General features: G+C 70.6%; 12 protein-coding genes. 10 read left to right on the top strand and 2 right to left on the bottom strand.

Going from position 1 to position 15,624, the window contains the following annotated elements; translation table 11 throughout:
- The first annotated feature begins 294 nt into the window (after window positions 1–294).
- Window positions 295–1,524, top strand: a complete 1,230-nt coding sequence (locus tag ACZ4N5_RS31115; protein WP_467760366.1) for a hypothetical protein — start codon at window positions 295–297, stop codon at window positions 1,522–1,524.
- A 6-nt stretch (window positions 1,525–1,530) separates the two neighbouring features.
- Here the strand turns inward: ACZ4N5_RS31115 and ACZ4N5_RS31110 are convergent, their stop codons facing one another.
- Window positions 1,531–2,577: a sigma-70 family RNA polymerase sigma factor gene (locus ACZ4N5_RS31110; RefSeq protein ID WP_467760365.1), complete on the bottom strand. Its 1,047-nt coding sequence runs from the start codon at window positions 2,575–2,577 to the stop codon at window positions 1,531–1,533.
- 192 nt (window positions 2,578–2,769) lie between these two features.
- Here ACZ4N5_RS31110 and ACZ4N5_RS31105 point away from each other — a divergent pair, with 192 nt between their 5' ends.
- From ACZ4N5_RS31105 to ACZ4N5_RS31065, 9 genes are all read left to right on the top strand, one after another.
- Window positions 2,770–3,225, top strand: a complete 456-nt coding sequence (locus tag ACZ4N5_RS31105; protein WP_467760364.1) for an SgcJ/EcaC family oxidoreductase — start codon at window positions 2,770–2,772, stop codon at window positions 3,223–3,225.
- Between the two features lie 270 nt (window positions 3,226–3,495).
- Window positions 3,496–4,878, top strand: a complete 1,383-nt coding sequence (locus ACZ4N5_RS31100; RefSeq protein ID WP_467760363.1) for a nitrate/nitrite transporter — start codon at window positions 3,496–3,498, stop codon at window positions 4,876–4,878.
- A gap of 123 nt (window positions 4,879–5,001) precedes the next feature.
- Complete coding sequence (locus tag ACZ4N5_RS31095; RefSeq protein ID WP_467760433.1) at window positions 5,002–6,153, top strand: uroporphyrinogen-III synthase; 1,152 nt, start codon at window positions 5,002–5,004, stop codon at window positions 6,151–6,153.
- Between the two features lie 550 nt (window positions 6,154–6,703).
- Entirely contained in the window at window positions 6,704–7,291 is a 588-nt protein-coding gene (locus ACZ4N5_RS31090; protein WP_467760362.1) for a CGNR zinc finger domain-containing protein, read from the top strand.
- 225 nt (window positions 7,292–7,516) lie between these two features.
- Complete coding sequence (locus tag ACZ4N5_RS31085) at window positions 7,517–8,047, top strand: sigma-70 family RNA polymerase sigma factor (protein ID WP_467760361.1); 531 nt, start codon at window positions 7,517–7,519, stop codon at window positions 8,045–8,047.
- Between the two features lie 38 nt (window positions 8,048–8,085).
- Entirely contained in the window at window positions 8,086–8,868 is a 783-nt protein-coding gene (locus tag ACZ4N5_RS31080) for an anti-sigma factor family protein (RefSeq protein ID WP_467760360.1), read from the top strand.
- An 83-nt stretch (window positions 8,869–8,951) separates the two neighbouring features.
- Window positions 8,952–11,342 (top strand): HelD family protein, encoded by a 2,391-nt coding sequence (locus tag ACZ4N5_RS31075; protein ID WP_467760359.1) that lies wholly within the window; start codon window positions 8,952–8,954, stop codon window positions 11,340–11,342.
- Between the two features lie 484 nt (window positions 11,343–11,826).
- Window positions 11,827–13,251 carry an NAD-dependent malic enzyme gene (locus tag ACZ4N5_RS31070; RefSeq protein ID WP_467760358.1) on the top strand — a complete coding sequence of 475 codons (1,425 nt, stop codon included), beginning with the start codon at window positions 11,827–11,829 and terminating at the stop codon, window positions 13,249–13,251.
- 373 nt (window positions 13,252–13,624) lie between these two features.
- Window positions 13,625–13,906: an HU family DNA-binding protein gene (locus ACZ4N5_RS31065; protein ID WP_103549419.1), complete on the top strand. Its 282-nt coding sequence runs from the start codon at window positions 13,625–13,627 to the stop codon at window positions 13,904–13,906.
- Between the two features lie 273 nt (window positions 13,907–14,179).
- On the opposite strand, the gene murA is transcribed toward ACZ4N5_RS31065, so the two are convergent.
- Window positions 14,180–15,520: a UDP-N-acetylglucosamine 1-carboxyvinyltransferase gene (murA, locus tag ACZ4N5_RS31060; protein ID WP_328555266.1), complete on the bottom strand. Its 1,341-nt coding sequence runs from the start codon at window positions 15,518–15,520 to the stop codon at window positions 14,180–14,182.
- Window positions 15,521–15,624: the final 104 nt, after the last annotated feature.

Genomic DNA, 15,624 nt, shown 5'->3' with positions numbered 1-15,624 from the left:
TTTGGACCTTCGAGTGTCGAGGGCTCCTCGCCGCGGGCCGTCCGGGTCCTGATCCAGCGGACATGGAGTCTCCCGTTCCTTTGCGAAGTGCGATTGACGATAGTCGGCGCTACGGAGGCGGTCCATGTCGGTGACTGTCTCTGGGGCCAGCCGTCCTCGTTCCGCCGCCCCGTCAAAATCGCTTCAAGACCCAGTAAATCGGGTTGCCTCCCTGTTCTGTGGAGGAGGGGTGCGTGAAAAGGTGGGGCCGTTGCTGGTGTGAACAGGCTGGTTCGGTGGGGAGTTGGGGGCGGCGTGAGTAAACGGCAGATCCGGCAGATGTTCCGGTTGATGGCCGCGGGGCAAGCGGTGCAGCTCACAAGCCCCATGGCCTCGGTGAAGAAGCTCGCCCGACTCGCCTTCATCGCCCAGCAGTTCGGCTACGAGTACGCGGACGTACGCCAGGGCAGCGGCCGCAACAACGCGCTCACGATGCTCATCGTGCCCGACCCGGGCCCGCAGGCCCAGGCGCGTGCCGCGCAGAACTGGGCGCAGTATCCGCAGGCCGGCGACGGGGTGTCGTTGCCGCCTGTCGTCCCTGACGCGCTGGAGCTCCTCAAGGCCCGTATCAACTTCGACCTCACCGGCAAGAACGCCGAGAAGCGGATGGTGTACGCGGCGGTCGGTCTCACCGTCGGGTGCGCCGCCCTCGGGGTACGGGCGGGCGGGGGCTCCGGCGCTTTCACGGTGGCCGGTGTCCTGTGGGCCGCGCTGATGGTCGTCCTCGCTGTCGGTCTGGTCGTCACACGCAAGCGGAACGCCAAGTTCGCGGCGTTGCTGCGGGCGGCGGGGTTCGCGCCCGTGACGGAGGAGGGCGGGCGGGTGCGGTATCTGCCGCCGACGGCGGGCTACGGCGGACAGCCGGCCGGCCCGTACACCCCGTACGCCGGTCAGGCCCCGTACGCCGGTCAGACCCCGTACGCCGGCCAGGTCCCGAACCCTGGTCAGGCCCCGTACGCTCCCCAGGCTCCGAACCCCGGCCAGGCCCCGCACCCCGGTCAGACCCCGTACGCCGGCCAAGTCCCGCTCCCTGGTCAGGCCCCGTACGCTCCCCAGGCTCCGAACCCCGGCCAGGCCCCGTACGCCGGCCAGGTCCCGCACCCTGGTCAGGCCCCGCACCCCGGCCAAACCCCGCACCCCGGTCAGGCTCCGCACCCTGGTCAGGCCCCGCACCCCGGTCAAACGCCGTACTCCGGCCAGGCCCCACACCCGAGCCAGGCCCCGTACGCCGGCCCGGCCCAAGCCCCGGCTCAGCCCCAAGCCCCGGTTCAGCCCCAAGCCCCGGACCAGGCTCACCCGCACCCGCACCCGCACCCGCAGCCGCAGCCGCAGCCGCAGCCGCACCCCCACCCCCCGGCCCCCGGTTCCTACGGATCCCAACTTCCCGGCCCCTACAGTCGGCAGCCCCCCACCACCGCCGCAGATGGGCTCGGCAATCCGTATGCCGACCAGCCGGGCAACCCGCCCCGGAGTCCGCGGCAGTAGGCGCGTCTACGTCTCCCAGATCTCAGGCAGCCCGAATGCCGCGAAAACCGTGGGGAGTCGGAAGACCACCGTGTGGCTCACCGCGCCCTGGTCCGCCGTGAAGACCTGCAGGGTGTGGAGGCGGTGCTTGTCGTCGCCGGGGGCGCGGACGTATGCCGCCAGTGCGGGTTGTCCGTTCGCCGAGGTGGGCCGCAGGCGCCAGTCCTTGCCGCGCATCGCGAAGACGCGGGCGATGAAGGCGACATAGGCGTCGGGGCCGACGTACCAGTTGAGGACCGGGGGCATCTCCAGGACGACGTCCTGGGTGAGCAGGGTGCGCAGGGCGTCGAGGTCGGCGTCCTCGAAGGCGCGCAGATAGCGGTCGATCACCGCGCGCTGCTCATGGTCCGGCGGTTCCGTCACCTCGTCCTCCGTCAGGCCGGCCTCACCGAGTCGTGCGCGGGCCCGCTGGAGCGCGCTGTTCACTGAGGCGGTCGACGTGCCGAGGGCTTCGGCCACCTCGGTCGCCGGCCAGGCCAGTACGTCGCGCAGGATGAGGACCGCCCGCTGGCGCGGGGGCAGCAGCTGCATCGCGGCGATCAGCGCGAGGCGCAGGCTGCCCCGGGCGACGACCACGCCCGCGGGATCCCCGGTCGTGGCCCCGACGCCGAGGGCGAGCCCGGTCGCGCCCCGATCCGGGAACGGTTCCAGCCACGGCACCTCCGCCCCCAGTGTCATCGGCGCCCCCGGATCCTCCAGCGCGCCGACCAGGCCCGACGGCAGGGGTCTGCGGGCGCGGCCGCGCAGCGCGGTCAGACATGTGTTGGTGGCGATGCGGTACAGCCAGGTGCGCAGGGACGCCCGGTCGGCGTCGTAGCGGTCGTACGCGAGCCAGGCCCGAAGCATCGTCTCCTGCACCAGGTCCTCGGCCTCGTGCACCGAACCGAGCATCCGGTAGCAGTGGGTCAGCAGCTCGCGGCGGTAGGGGGCCGTCCGTTCCTCGAAACCGTCGCGGCCGTCGAGGCCGTCGAGGCCGTCGGGGCGGTCGGGGCCGTCGTCGTCGCGCGTCTCCATGGTCTGCTCCTCGGCTTCTCGGCGGCACCGTTCCCCGGCGGTTCGGTTCCCTCGGGTCCCGGCACTTCGAATCCCGTCATTCACCGGTACCTACCTCCGGGCCCGTCCGAACTCATCGTCCCGGCACCGATGAGTTCCGGCGTCCGCGGAGGTACGTACCGGCACCGAACCAGTCCGAGGAGAAGGATCACCATGAACGCCACCGACAGCGCCACTGACAGCGCCACCGACAACAGCACTGACAACAGCACTGACAACAGCACCGAGAACAGCCAGGACATCCGCGCCGTCCTCGACCGTCTCTACTCCGCCTGGGCGGACTACGACGCCGACGCGTTCGCCGAGCTGTACACCGAGGACGCGACGGTCGTGATGCCGGGCGTCTTCAACGACGGGCGGGAGGAGATCCGTGCTTACATCGCGGCCGGGTTCGCGGGACCGCTGAAGGGTTCCCGGCCGCTCGACGAGCCCCGGCGGATCCGCTTCCCGCATCCCGACACCGCCGTCGTCATCAGCGAGGCCGGGATTCTGCTTGCCGGTGAGAGTGAAGTGCCCGCCGACCGGCACCACCGTGCGACCTGGGTGCTCGTCCGGGATCCCGCCGCCGGGACCTGGGCCATCACCTCGTACCACAACGCCGCCGTCTGACGGACGCGCCGACCGGCCCCACCTGGCCCGTCCGGCCCCGCCCCGGACGCCCTGGCCCGGTCCCGCCCCGCCGCGGACGCGCCCTCACCCGGTTTCGCCCCGCCCCGGGCGCCCCTCACCCGGTTCCGCCCCGTCCTCACCGTCGGGTCCGGGACCGGGTGAGAGCAACGTTCCCTTCCGGTCACTAACAGCCACAGGGCCGGAAACGCGTCCTCCCTACCTTCGGGAAACAGCAGCCCAGTAAGCCCGGAGAACCAACGGAGGCGTGAGATGACTGCCCCAGCCACGAGTACGGCCCCTGCGCGGGGCGGTCGCTGGATCGAGGAGTGGGATCCGGAGGACGAGGCCTTCTGGGCGGAGAAGGGGGAGAAGGTCGCCCGGCGGAACCTGCTGTTCTCCGTGCTGTCCGAGCACATCGGGTTCTCCGTCTGGACCCTGTGGTCGGTGATGGTCCTGTTCATGGGACCGGAGTACGGGCTCACCCCGGCCGACAAGTTCCTGCTCACCTCGATGGTGACGCTGGTCGGCGCGGTCGTGCGGGTGCCCTACACCTTCGCCGTCGCGCTCTTCGGTGGCCGGAACTGGACCATCGTGTCCGCGAGTCTGCTGCTCGTGCCGACGGTCGCCGCGTTCGTGGTGATGGAGCCGGGCACCTCGTTCACCACCTTCCTCGTGGTGGGTCTGCTGGCCGGTATCGGCGGCGGCAACTTCGCCTCCAGCATGACCAACATCAACGCCTTCTTCCCGCTGCGGAAGAAGGGCTGGGCGCTCGGCCTCAACGCGGGCGGCGGCAACATCGGCGTCCCCGTCATCCAGTTGGTCGCGCTCGCCATCATCGGGGCGAGCGGCGGGCCGCGGGTGCTCCTCGGGATCTACATCCCGCTCATCGTGGTGGCCGCCGTCCTCGCCGCCCTCTTCATGGACAACATCGCCTCCGTGAAGAACGACACCGGCGCCGCCCTGGACGCCGCGAGGGACGCGCACACCTGGATCATGGCGTTCCTGTACATCGGGACGTTCGGGTCGTTCATCGGCTACGCCTTCGCCTTCGGGCAGGTGCTCCAGGTCGAGTTCGGACGTACGCCGCTCCAGGCCGCCTACCTCACCTTCATCGGCCCGCTGCTCGGTTCGCTGATCCGGCCCGTCGGCGGCTGGCTCGCCGACCGCTACGGCGGCGCCAGGATCACCCTGTGGAACTTCGTGGGGATGGCCGCCGCGACCGGGATCCTCGTGGTCGCCAGCAGCGAGAAGTCGCTGCCGCTGTTCGTCAGCGTCTTCGTGGTGCTCTTCGTGCTCAGCGGGCTCGGCAACGGGTCGACGTACAAGATGATCCCCGGCATCTTCCAGAAGAAGGCCCTGGACGCGGGGCTCGAAGGGGAAGAGGCCGCCCGATACGGACGCCGGCTCTCCGGTGCCGCCATGGGGCTCATCGGTGCGGTGGGCGCGCTCGGCGGGGTCGGCATCAACCTCGCCTTCCGGCAGTCGTTCCTCGACTCCGGCTCCGGCACCGGCGCCTTCGTCACCTTCCTCGTCTTCTACGCGGTCGCCTTCGGGGTCACCTGGGCCGTATACCTTCGCCGCCCGGCCGGCGCCGAGACCCGAGCGAGTGCCAGCGCCGAGGCGAAGTCCCAGCTCAGCTACGCCGAGGTGTGACGTAACACGCCCGACATCGCCTTGATCCGAGCCTGTCACGGTCCGTTGACAGGCTCGGATCAGCCGCGGACGTACGACAGCACTGACCCCGTACGACGACTCGACGAGCGCGAGACGAGAGCCATGTACGACGAACAGCAGCGATCCGACCACGGTCCTCTCTCCGGGTTCACCGTGGGGGTGACCGCCGCGCGCCGGGCCGACGAGCTCGGCGCGCTGCTCCAGCGGCGCGGGGCCACCGTCGTGCACGCGCCGGCCCTGCGGATCGTGCCGCTCGCCGACGACAGCGAACTGCTCACCGCCACCAAGGAATTGGTCGACAACGCGCCGGACGTGGTGGTGGCCACCACCGCCATCGGATTCCGCGGATGGGTCGAGGCCGCCGACGGATGGGGCCTCGGCGAGGAACTGCTCGCAGGGCTGCGGGGCGTGGAGTTGCTCGCCCGCGGGCCCAAGGTCAAGGGCGCCATCCGCGCCCAGGGGCTGACCGAGGAGTGGTCGCCGTCCTCCGAGTCGATGGCCGAGGTGCTCGATCGGCTGCTCGAAGAAGGCGTCGACGGCCGCCGTATCGCCGTACAGCTGCACGGCGAACCGCTGCCCGGGTTCGTCGAGTCGCTGCGGGCCGCCGGCGCCGAGGTCGTTCCCGTGCCCGTGTACCGGTGGATGCCGCCGGAGGACATCGGGCCCGTCGACCGGCTGCTCGACGCGGCCCTCACCCGCGGCCTGGACGCGCTCACCTTCACCAGCGCGCCCGCCGCCGCCTCCCTGCTGTCCAGGGCCGAGGACCGGGGTCTGCAGACCGAACTCCTCGCCGCACTGCACCACGACGTCCTGCCCGCCTGCGTCGGCCCGGTCACCGCGCTGCCGTTGCAGGCCCACGGTATCGACACCGTCCAGCCCGAACGATTCCGGCTCGGCCCCCTCGTACAGCTTCTCTGCCAGGAACTGCCCGGCCGGGCACGGGCGTTGCCCGTCGCCGGGCACCGCGTGGAGATCCGGGGGCACGCCGTGCTCGTGGACGGGTCGCTGCGGCCCGTGCCGCCCGCCGGGATGTCGCTGCTGCGGGCCCTCGTGAGGCGGCCCGGCTGGGTGGTGGCGCGGGCCGAACTGCTGCGCGCGCTGCCCGGATCCGGCCGCGACGAGCACGCCGTGGAGACCGCGATGGCCAGGCTGCGTACGGCACTTGGCGCCCCCAAGCTGATCCAGACGGTCGTCAAGCGGGGCTACCGGCTCGCGCTCGACCCGGCCGCGGACTCCAAGTACGCCGACGACTGAGACCACCAACACCAACACGGGCACCAACACCAACACCGGCACAGGCACCAACACCGGCACCAACACCGGCACCAACACCGGCACCGGCACCGGCACCAACACCGGCACCAACACCGGCACCGGCACCGGCACCAACACCGGCACCAACACCGGCACCGGCACCGGCACCGGCACCGGCACCGGCACCGGCACCGGTACGGGCACAGGACACGGGCGAGGCGGCCGCCGCCGTGAGCGTCAGCAGCAGGGCCGGCACCGAGTTTCCGGCCGCCCAAGAGTCCCGGAGCCGTCCAAGCGTCCTCGAACCATCCACGCGCCCTCGATCCACCCGGGTGCCGTCGAACCCGCCCCGTACGGCGGCTGGATCGGTGATGGCGCGGCCGTCCCCCACGCGGTCCGCCGCGACGTCGACGGCACCGTCCTGAACTCCCGCCCGGTGCATGTCCGGTACACGTCCGGTACGGGGCCGGTGCTGAGTCTTCCGGCGGGGCGTCGGGGCATGCACTGTAGGGGGTACGACGGCAGGTGACCCCAAGGCGGTGACAGGCGCATGGCATCGGGCATGGCCACAGCCTCGTACGAGCTGCGGTTCGACTCCGGGCGGATCTGCCTGGACCTGACGGCGACCACCCATCCCGAGGAACGCCTCGACTCGGCCGCCCGGTTGAGCGCCTGGGTCATCGCGTCCGGGCTGGTGCCCGTGGGCACCCAGCTGGCCGCCGTGGACGCCACCTGGCTGCTCGGCTTCCAGGAACTGCGCGGACATATCGCCCAGTTGGTGCGCGGCGAGCTGGACGGGCGGCCCGCGGACAGCGCGCTCTGCCGTGTCAACGCCGTTGCCCTCGCCGCGCCGCCCGCCCCCTGGGCCGTCCGCGCCGACGACGGCTCGCTGCGCCGCGGGCTGCACACCCCGCCAAACTGTGCCGAACTGCTCTCCGTGGTGGCCCGGGACGCCCTCGATCTGCTCACCGATCCGCCGGCGCGGGCGAGTCTGAGACAGTGTGAGGGTGACAACTGTCCGATCGTCTACCTCGACACATCGCGCGGCCGACGCCGACGCTGGTGTTCCAGTGAGGTGTGCGGCAATCGGGAGCGAGTTGCCCGGCACCGGCGGCGGGCGGCTCTGGCGCGCGCCTGATCACACCCGTACGTGATCTTCCAGTAACCCGAGGTGATCAATACGCATTCTTTTCGTTGTCTACACATCTTCAACAGAAAAAACCCTGAACACTTTGAACACCCGCGTACCTACACACGTACCCGGTGATGAGCGACCGACTGGGGGAACCCCCGGACACCGGAGGTAGGCGTGCGCAAGGATTCAGCCGTGGCTGATGAACACAGGCCAAGGGCCCGACATCGCATGTCTCAGCAGGCTTCGTCGACCGAACCCGACGAGGAGCTGATGCGTGCGTTGTACCGGGAGCATGCCGGGCCGTTGCTGGCCTATGTGCTGCGCCTGGTCGCCGGAGACCGGCAGCGCGCCGAGGACGTTGTGCAGGAAACACTCATCCGTGCCTGGAAGAACGCCGGCCAGCTCAATCGAGCGACCGGTTCGGTACGCCCCTGGCTGGTGACGGTCGCCCGACGCATCGTCATCGACGGCCACCGCAGTCGGCAGGCCCGGCCGCAGGAGGTCGACCCGTCGCCGCTGGAGGTCATCCCCGCGGAGGACGAGATCGACAAGGCGTTGTGGCTGATGACACTGTCGGACGCGCTGGACGACCTGACCCCTGCTCACAGGGAAGTACTGGTCGAAACATACTTCAAAGGGCGTACCGTCAACGAGGCGGCCGAAACGCTCGGCATTCCCAGCGGCACTGTGCGCTCACGGGTTTTCTACGCCCTGCGGTCGATGAAGCTTGCGCTGGAGGAGCGGGGGGTGACGGCATGAACACGTACGGGGGTTACGGAACAGGTGGTCCGGGAGCCATGCAAGGTCCAAGAGGACAGCAAGGGTCCGGGGACATTCACGAGACTGTCGGCGCCTACGCCCTCGGCATTCTCGACGACGCGGAGGCGACAGCCTTCGAGGAGCATCTCGCCAGCTGCGAGTGGTGCGCCCAGCAGCTCGACGAGCTCGCCGGGATGGAGCCGATGCTCGCCGCCCTCGCCGACCTGCCCGCCTCGCAGGGCAGTCCGGCCATCGCGGAGTCCCTCTCGGCCCGCCCGAGCCCACGGCTCGCGGAGCGGCTGGTCGACGAGGTCTCGGCGCGGCGCGCCCAGAAGCGCCGCCGCGGCATGTACCTGGTGGCGGCCGCGGCCGCGCTGATCATCGGCGGTCCGCTGACCGTCATGGCGGTCAACGGCGGCAGCGACACCGGCACGAACATGCCGCAGGCGCACGCCACCAGCCCGGCCAAGGCCGCCTTCGACGTCATGACGGACAAGACGGAGGCCACGGACCCGAAGACCAAGGTCAACGCCGTCGTCGCCATCGAGCCGAAGGACTGGGGCACCCACGCCGTCCTCCAGCTCAAGAACGTCAAGGGCCCGCTGAAGTGCTCCCTGATCGCCGTCGGCAAGAACGGCGAGCGTGAGACGGTGACCTCCTGGGCGGTCCCGGATCGGGGTTACGGCCTGCCCAACACGAACAACGCGGAGGCCAAGCAGCCCCTGTACGTGCACGGCGGCGCGGCCTTCACACCGAACCAGATCGATCACTTCGAGGTCATGACCTTCGAGGGGAAGCGGCTGGTCGAGGTGAACGCGTGAGCGGGTTCCGGGCGCGGACGTAGCCCGGCGGGCCTCCCTTCGCGTACGGTTGACGGCTGCCCAGCACGTCAGAAGGGGGCCCGGTGGCCGCTCAGGCTCAGCAGGAAACCGCGCTCGGCTCGGTCCACTCATCCGTACCGGACGAATCCGTCAAGGACGACTCCGTACGGGACCGTGAGATCAGCGTCGAACAAGAACATCTGGACCGGGTCTACCGGCGCCTCGAGGAGAAGATCCACGAGGCCGAGTTCCTGATGCACGACGCCGCCCAGCGCGGTCACGTCGGAACACCAGGGGCGCTCGCGGAGCGGGATGCCCAGGTGTTCCGCGCAGGAATCCACCTCAACCGTCTCAACAACGAGTTCGAGGACTTTCTCTTCGGCCGTATCGACCTGCTCCGCGGGAAGGACGGCACGAAGGGTCCCGACGGCGCCTACACGGCGGTGGAACCCGCCGAGGGCGCCGTCCGCGAGGACAACACGGCCGACATCGCGGAGACGCTCCACATCGGCCGTATCGGCGTCCTGGACGCCGACTACGCGCCGCTGGTGATCGACTGGCGGGCGCCCGCCGCGGCCCCGTTCTACCGCTCCACCCCGGTCGACCCCGGCCGGGTCGTACGCCGCCGGGTCATCCGCTCCAAGGGCCGCAGGGTCCTCGGTGTCGAGGACGACCTGATGCGCCCGGAGGTGACGGCCTCGCTCGACGGCCGTGAGCTCCCCGTCATCGGCGACGGCGCGCTCATGGCCGCGCTCGGGCAGGCCCGCAGTCACACCATGCGGGACATCGTGGCGTCCATCCAGGCCGAGCAGGACATGGTGATCCGCGCGCCCGCCGCGTCCGTGACCTATGTCGAGGGCGGGCCCGGCACCGGCAAGACGGCGGTGGCCCTGCACCGGGCCGCCTACCTCCTCTACCAGGACCGCCGCCGGTACGCGGGCGGCATCCTGATCGTCTCGCCGACCCCGCTGCTCGTCGCCTACACCGAGGGCGTGCTGCCCTCGCTCGGCGAGGAGGGGCAGGTCGCGATCCGCGCGATCGGTTCGCTCGTCGACGGCGTGGGCGCCACGCTGTACGACTCCCCGGCGGTGGCCCGCGCCAAGGGCTCGCACCGGATGCTGAGAGTGCTGCGGAAGGCGGCGCGCGGGGCGCTGGAGGCGCCGGCCGGGGCGGCCGGGGGCAATTCCGGCCAGCTCGCCTTCGGGGAGCCGGACGCGGCCCCCACGGGTCCCCCCACCCGGCTGCGGGTCGTCGCCTTCGGGCGTCGGCTGGAGCTGGAGTCCGCCGAGCTGGACCGGATCAAGCACAACGCGCTCAGCGGGACCGCGCCGGTCAACCTGCTGCGGCCGCGTGCCCGCAGGCTGCTGCTCGACGCGCTGTGGGCCCGGTCGGGCGCCGGGACCCGGCACTCGGACCCGGAGCTGTCCGCCGAGCTGCGGTCGTCGTTCGACGAGGACGTCACCTCCGAGGACAGCTTCCTGGCGTTCCTGGACGCCTGGTGGCCGGAGCTGACCCCGCGCGGGGTGCTGGCCGCCATGGCCGACGAGCGGCGGCTCGGGCGCTGGGCGCGCCGGATCCTCAACCCCGGCGAGGTCCGCCGGGTGGCGCGCTCGCTCAAGCGGGACGGGTTCTCGGTGCACGACGTGGCGATGCTCGACGAGCTCGAGGCGATCGTCGGGGCGCCCGCCCGGCCCAGGAAGCGGCGCGAGCTGGACCCGCTGGCCCACCTCACGGGTCTCGAGGAGCTCATGCCCCAGCGCGAGGAGACGCAACGCGAACGCGCCGAGCGGCTGGCGCAGGAGCGGACCGAGTACGCGCACGTCATCGTCGACGAGGCGCAGGACCTCACGCCCATGCAGTGGCGGATGGTCGGCCGACGCGGCCGGCACGCCACCTGGACGGTCGTGGGCGACCCGGCCCAGTCCTCCTGGTCCGACCCCGACGAGGCGGCGGAGGCCCGTGACGAGGCGCTCGGCACCCGTCCCAGGCGCCGCTTCACCCTCACCGTCAACTACCGCAACCCGGCGGAGATCGCCGAGCTGGCCGCCAAGGTCCTCGCCCTCGCCATGCCGGGCTCCGAGTCGCCGTCCGCGGTGCGGTCCACGGGCGTCGAGCCGCGGTTCGCGGTCGTACGGGACTCCCTGGCGCAGACCGTGCGCGCCGAGGCCGCCCATCTCCTCGACCGGGTCGACGGCACCGTGGGCGTCGTCGTCGCCATGAACCGGCGCGAGGAGGCCGCCCGCTGGCTCGCCGGGCTCGGGGACCGTGTGGTGGCCCTGGGAAGCCTGGAGGCCAAGGGGCTGGAGTACGACGCGACGGTGGTCGTATCGCCCGCGGAGATCGCGGACGAGTCGCCCGCCGGACTGCGTGTCCTGTACGTCGCCCTGACCCGGGCCACGCAGCAGCTGACCGTCGTCTCCAGCGACCGCGACGACCCCGACCCGAACGGAGTCCCCGACCTCCTGCTCGACTGACGGACCTCCCGTGGGACGGACGCCGTACCCGTCCCCCGTCCGGTCCACGGGCAGCCGGACGTCCGGTCCACGGACCGCCGTGCCCCGTCCGCCCCGCAGCCCGTCCCGGCCGAAAAGAACTCCCGGGACGGGAATTGCCTTACGGGAATCCTTTGTTACCTTTGACGTGGCACCGGCCCGATCCAAGCCCCCGGGCCCAACCTTCGTCGCTACGAGCGACCACTTGCCGCGAGGCGAGCATGGCGGGTCGGTGTCATTGAACGTCGTCCTTCACCGAAGGACCTGAAGAGGCCCACGTCACCCGTGACGTGGGCCTCTTTCGTCGCCCGACCCCGTCTCGTAGAGTGGAATCGGTTTTCCGAAACGGCGGGCCCTGGCGAACAAAACGTTCGCAATCCGGGGCGGCTACCACGTACTCAGGGGTAGGTGCGACGATCGGACGGCACAAAGCAGTGACACACGGTGAAAGCAGAGGAAGTCGGCCATGGCAACGGCGCCCAGCGTCTCCTACTCGATGACGGTCCGGCTGGAGGTGCCCGCGAGCGGAACCGCGGTCTCCCAGCTCACCACGGCCGTGGAGTCCCACGGAGGCTCGGTGACCGGCCTCGACGTGACCGCCTCCGGCCACGAGAAGCTCCGGATCGACGTCACCATCGCGGCGACCTCCACCGCGCACGCCGACGAGATCGTCGAGCAGCTGCGGCACATCGAGGGCGTGACGCTCGGAAAGGTCTCCGACCGTACGTTCCTCATGCACCTCGGCGGCAAGATCGAGATGCAGTCCAAGCACCCGATCCGCAACCGTGACGACCTCTCGATGATCTACACCCCGGGTGTGGCCCGTGTGTGCATGGCGATCGCCGAGAACCCCGAGGACGCCCGCCGCCTCACGATCAAGCGCAATTCCGTTGCGGTCGTGACGGACGGCTCCGCCGTGCTGGGCCTCGGCAACATCGGCCCGATGGCCGCGCTGCCCGTCATGGAGGGCAAGGCGGCCCTCTTCAAGCGCTTCGCCGGCATCGACGCCTGGCCGCTGTGCCTGGACACCCAGGACACCGACGCGATCGTCGAGATCGTGAAGGCGATCGCCCCGGGCTTCGCGGGCATCAACCTGGAGGACATCTCCGCGCCGCGCTGCTTCGAGATCGAGGCCCGGCTGCGCGAGGCCCTCGACATCCCCGTCTTCCACGACGACCAGCACGGCACGGCCATCGTCGTCCTCGCCGCCCTGACCAACGCACTTCGCGTCGCGGGCAAGGCGATCAGCGACATCCGGGTCGTGATGTCGGGTGCGGGAGCGGCCGGTACGGCCATCCTCAAACTGCTGATCGCCGCGGGTGTGAAGAACGCCGTCGTCGCCGACATCCACGGTGTCGTGCACGCGGACCGCGCCGACCTGGTCGACGCCGCCGCGGACTCGCCGCTGCGCTGGATCGCCGACAACACCAACCCCGAAGGTCTCACGGGCACGTTGAAGGAAGCGGTGCACGACGCCGACGTGTTCATCGGCGTCTCCGCCCCGAACGTGATCGACGGCGACGACGTGGCCGCGATGGCCGAGAACGCCATCGTGTTCGCGCTCGCGAACCCCGACCCCGAGGTCGACCCGGCAATCGCCCGCCTGACGGCCGCAGTTGTGGCCACCGGCCGCTCCGACTTCCCCAACCAGATCAACAACGTCCTGGTGTTCCCGGGCGTCTTCCGTGGCCTTCTGGACGCCCAGTCGCGTACCGTCAACACGGAGATGATGCTGGCCGCCGCGACCGCGCTCGCGAACGTGGTGACCGAGGACGAGCTCAACCCGAACTACATCATCCCCAGCGTCTTCAACGACAAGGTCGCGGGCGCGGTCGCCGGAGCGGTGCGCGACGCGGCGAAGGCGGCGAGCGCGGTCAACACGACCGTGTAGCACGGGTCGAGCCGGGCCCTCCGCCCGCGTCACAGCGGCCGTCGTGCCGTCTGTGACGGGCGCCACGACCGCCCGGAACCCGGCGCGTCGCGGAACGCGGGGCCAGTGGCCGCCTCTAGGGTGGCGGCCAGGCTCAGGCCTCGCAGGGCTGCTTCGTGTGACCCCCAAGGGTGTTCGTGTGACTCCCAGGGGTGCCGGATTGGCTTTCCCGCCGCAGGTGGGGGCAGGATGCGTCTTCGGGCGCGACGGTCTGGCTACGGACCCGGGTCCGGGGGCCGACCGAGGACCCTGGCAGCATCGGCTTCACTGTGCCCGATATGCGGCTCCGCCGCGTGGCACGCCTCAACAGCAAGAAGAACACGGGAGTAACAACATGAACCGCAGTGAGCTGGTGGCCGCGCTGGCCGACCGTGCCGAGGTGACCCGCAAGGACGCCGACGCCGTTCTGGCCGCTTTCGCCGAGACCGTCGGCGAGATCGTCGCCAAGGGCGACGAGAAGGTCACCATCCCCGGCTTCCTGACCTTCGAGCGCACCCACCGTGCCGCTCGCACCGCGCGCAACCCGCAGACCGGCGACCCGATCCAGATCCCGGCCGGCTTCAGCGTGAAGGTCTCCGCGGGCAGCAAGCTCAAGGAAGCCGCCAAGGGCAAGTAAGCCCGCCCTGTACGTTCCCGCCCACGCGGGACGCGTACAAGGCGCAGCAACGCCAATGGGGCGGCCCCTTTCAGGGGGGCCGCCCCATCGTCGTACGTACGTCTGCCACGCCGTCCAGGTCCAGCCGGGCGCCTTGCCCGGCAGTTCGACCTTCGCGCCGAGCTCGACGGGCTTCTCCACGCTGTGTCCATCCGGGGGCTGTGACATCAGCGGCTCGCCGCGGGCCCCCGGACCTCCAGCCGGAAAGCGGCCGCTGGAGCGGAGGGGTTGGGGTCAGCCGAGCGCCTTGCCCGGCAGTTCGACCTTCGCGCCGAGCTCCACGAGCTTCTCCATGAAGTTCTCGTAGCCGCGGTTGATCAGCTCGATGCCGTGGACGCGGGACGTGCCTTGCGCCGCCAGCGCCGCGATCAGGTACGAGAAGCCGCCGCGCAGGTCGGGGATGACCAGATCGGCGCCCTGGAGCTTCGTCGGGCCCGAAACGACCGCGGAGTGCAGGAAGTTGCGCTGGCCGAAGCGGCAGTTGGAGCCGCCGAGGCACTCACGGTAGAGCTGGATGTGCGCGCCCATCTGGTTCAGCGCGGACGTGAAGCCCAGCCGGGACTCGTACACCGTCTCGTGGATGATCGACAGGCCGGTGGCCTGCGTCAGGGCCACGACCAGCGGCTGCTGCCAGTCCGTCTGGAAGCCGGGGTGGACGTCCGTCTCCAGGGCGATGGACTTGAGCTGCGAGCCCGGGTGCCAGAAGCGGATGCCCTCGTCGTCGATCTCGAAGGCACCGCCCACCTTGCGGTAGGTGTTCAGGAACGTCATCATCGAGCGCTGCTGGGCGCCGCGGACGTAGATGTTTCCCTCGGTCGCCAGAGCCGCGGAAGCCCAGGAGGCGGCCTCCAGGCGGTCCGGGAGGGCCGCGTGGGTGTAGCCGCCGAGCGAGTCCACACCGGTGATGCGGATCGTCCGGTCGGTGTCCATCGCGATGATGGCGCCCATCTTCTGCAGGACGCAGATCAGGTCCTCGATCTCCGGCTCCACAGCCGCGTTCGAGAGCTCCGTGACACCCTCCGCGAGCACCGCGGTCAGCAGCACCTGCTCGGTCGCGCCCACGGACGGGTACGGCAGCTGGATCTTGGTGCCGCGCAGTCGCTGCGGGGCCTCCAGGTACTGGCCGTCCTCCCGCTTCTCGATCTTCGCGCCGAACTGCCGCAGCACCTCGAAGTGGAAGTCGATCGGCCGGCCGCCGATGTCACAGCCGCCGAGGCCCGGGATGAAGGCGTGGCCCAGCCGGTGCAGCAGCGGGCCGCAGAAGAGGATCGGGATGCGCGACGAGCCCGCGTGGGCATCGATGTCGGCGACGTTCGCGCTCTCGACGTGCGAGGGATCGAGGATCAGCTCACCGGGCTCCTCACCCGGGCGGACGGTCACACCGTGCAACTGCAGCAGTCCGCGTACGACACGTACGTCGCGGATGTCGGGGACATTGCGCAGCCGGCTCGGTCCGCTGCCCAGCAGGGCGGCGACCATGGCTTTCGGTACGAGATTCTTCGCACCGCGGACACGGATCTCGCCCTCAAGCGGGGTTCCGCCATGGACAAGCAGGACATCGTCGTTGACGGTCATGTATCTCGCGTTCCGATGAGTTGGGCAGGTGTGGTCGTCGGCCGGCCGGTCGTACGGGTGCCGAACAGCAAGGGTAATGGCCGCCCACCCCGGCGCAGTAAGCC

The sequence above is a fragment of the Streptomyces sp. NPDC026500 genome (assembly GCF_055567635.1).
The sequence above is the reverse complement of the archived record's forward strand: the minus strand, read 5'-3'. Positions and strand labels throughout refer to the sequence as shown.

Excerpts from the sequence above, each read along its gene's own strand:
- ACZ4N5_RS31110 (WP_467760365.1), bottom strand. The coding sequence starts at position 2,577 with ATGGAGACGCGCGACGACGACGGCCCCGACCGCCCCGACGGCCTCGAC.
- ACZ4N5_RS31105 (WP_467760364.1), top strand. The coding sequence starts at position 2,770 with ATGAACGCCACCGACAGCGCCACTGACAGCGCCACCGACAACAGCACT.
- ACZ4N5_RS31100 (WP_467760363.1), top strand. The coding sequence starts at position 3,496 with ATGACTGCCCCAGCCACGAGTACGGCCCCTGCGCGGGGCGGTCGCTGG.
- ACZ4N5_RS31095 (WP_467760433.1), top strand. The coding sequence starts at position 5,002 with ATGTACGACGAACAGCAGCGATCCGACCACGGTCCTCTCTCCGGGTTC.
- ACZ4N5_RS31090 (WP_467760362.1), top strand. The coding sequence starts at position 6,704 with ATGGCATCGGGCATGGCCACAGCCTCGTACGAGCTGCGGTTCGACTCC.
- ACZ4N5_RS31085 (WP_467760361.1), top strand. The coding sequence starts at position 7,517 with ATGTCTCAGCAGGCTTCGTCGACCGAACCCGACGAGGAGCTGATGCGT.
- ACZ4N5_RS31080 (WP_467760360.1), top strand. The coding sequence starts at position 8,086 with ATGCAAGGTCCAAGAGGACAGCAAGGGTCCGGGGACATTCACGAGACT.
- ACZ4N5_RS31070 (WP_467760358.1), top strand. The coding sequence starts at position 11,827 with ATGGCAACGGCGCCCAGCGTCTCCTACTCGATGACGGTCCGGCTGGAG.
- ACZ4N5_RS31065 (WP_103549419.1), top strand. The coding sequence starts at position 13,625 with ATGAACCGCAGTGAGCTGGTGGCCGCGCTGGCCGACCGTGCCGAGGTG.
- murA (WP_328555266.1), bottom strand. The coding sequence starts at position 15,520 with ATGACCGTCAACGACGATGTCCTGCTTGTCCATGGCGGAACCCCGCTT.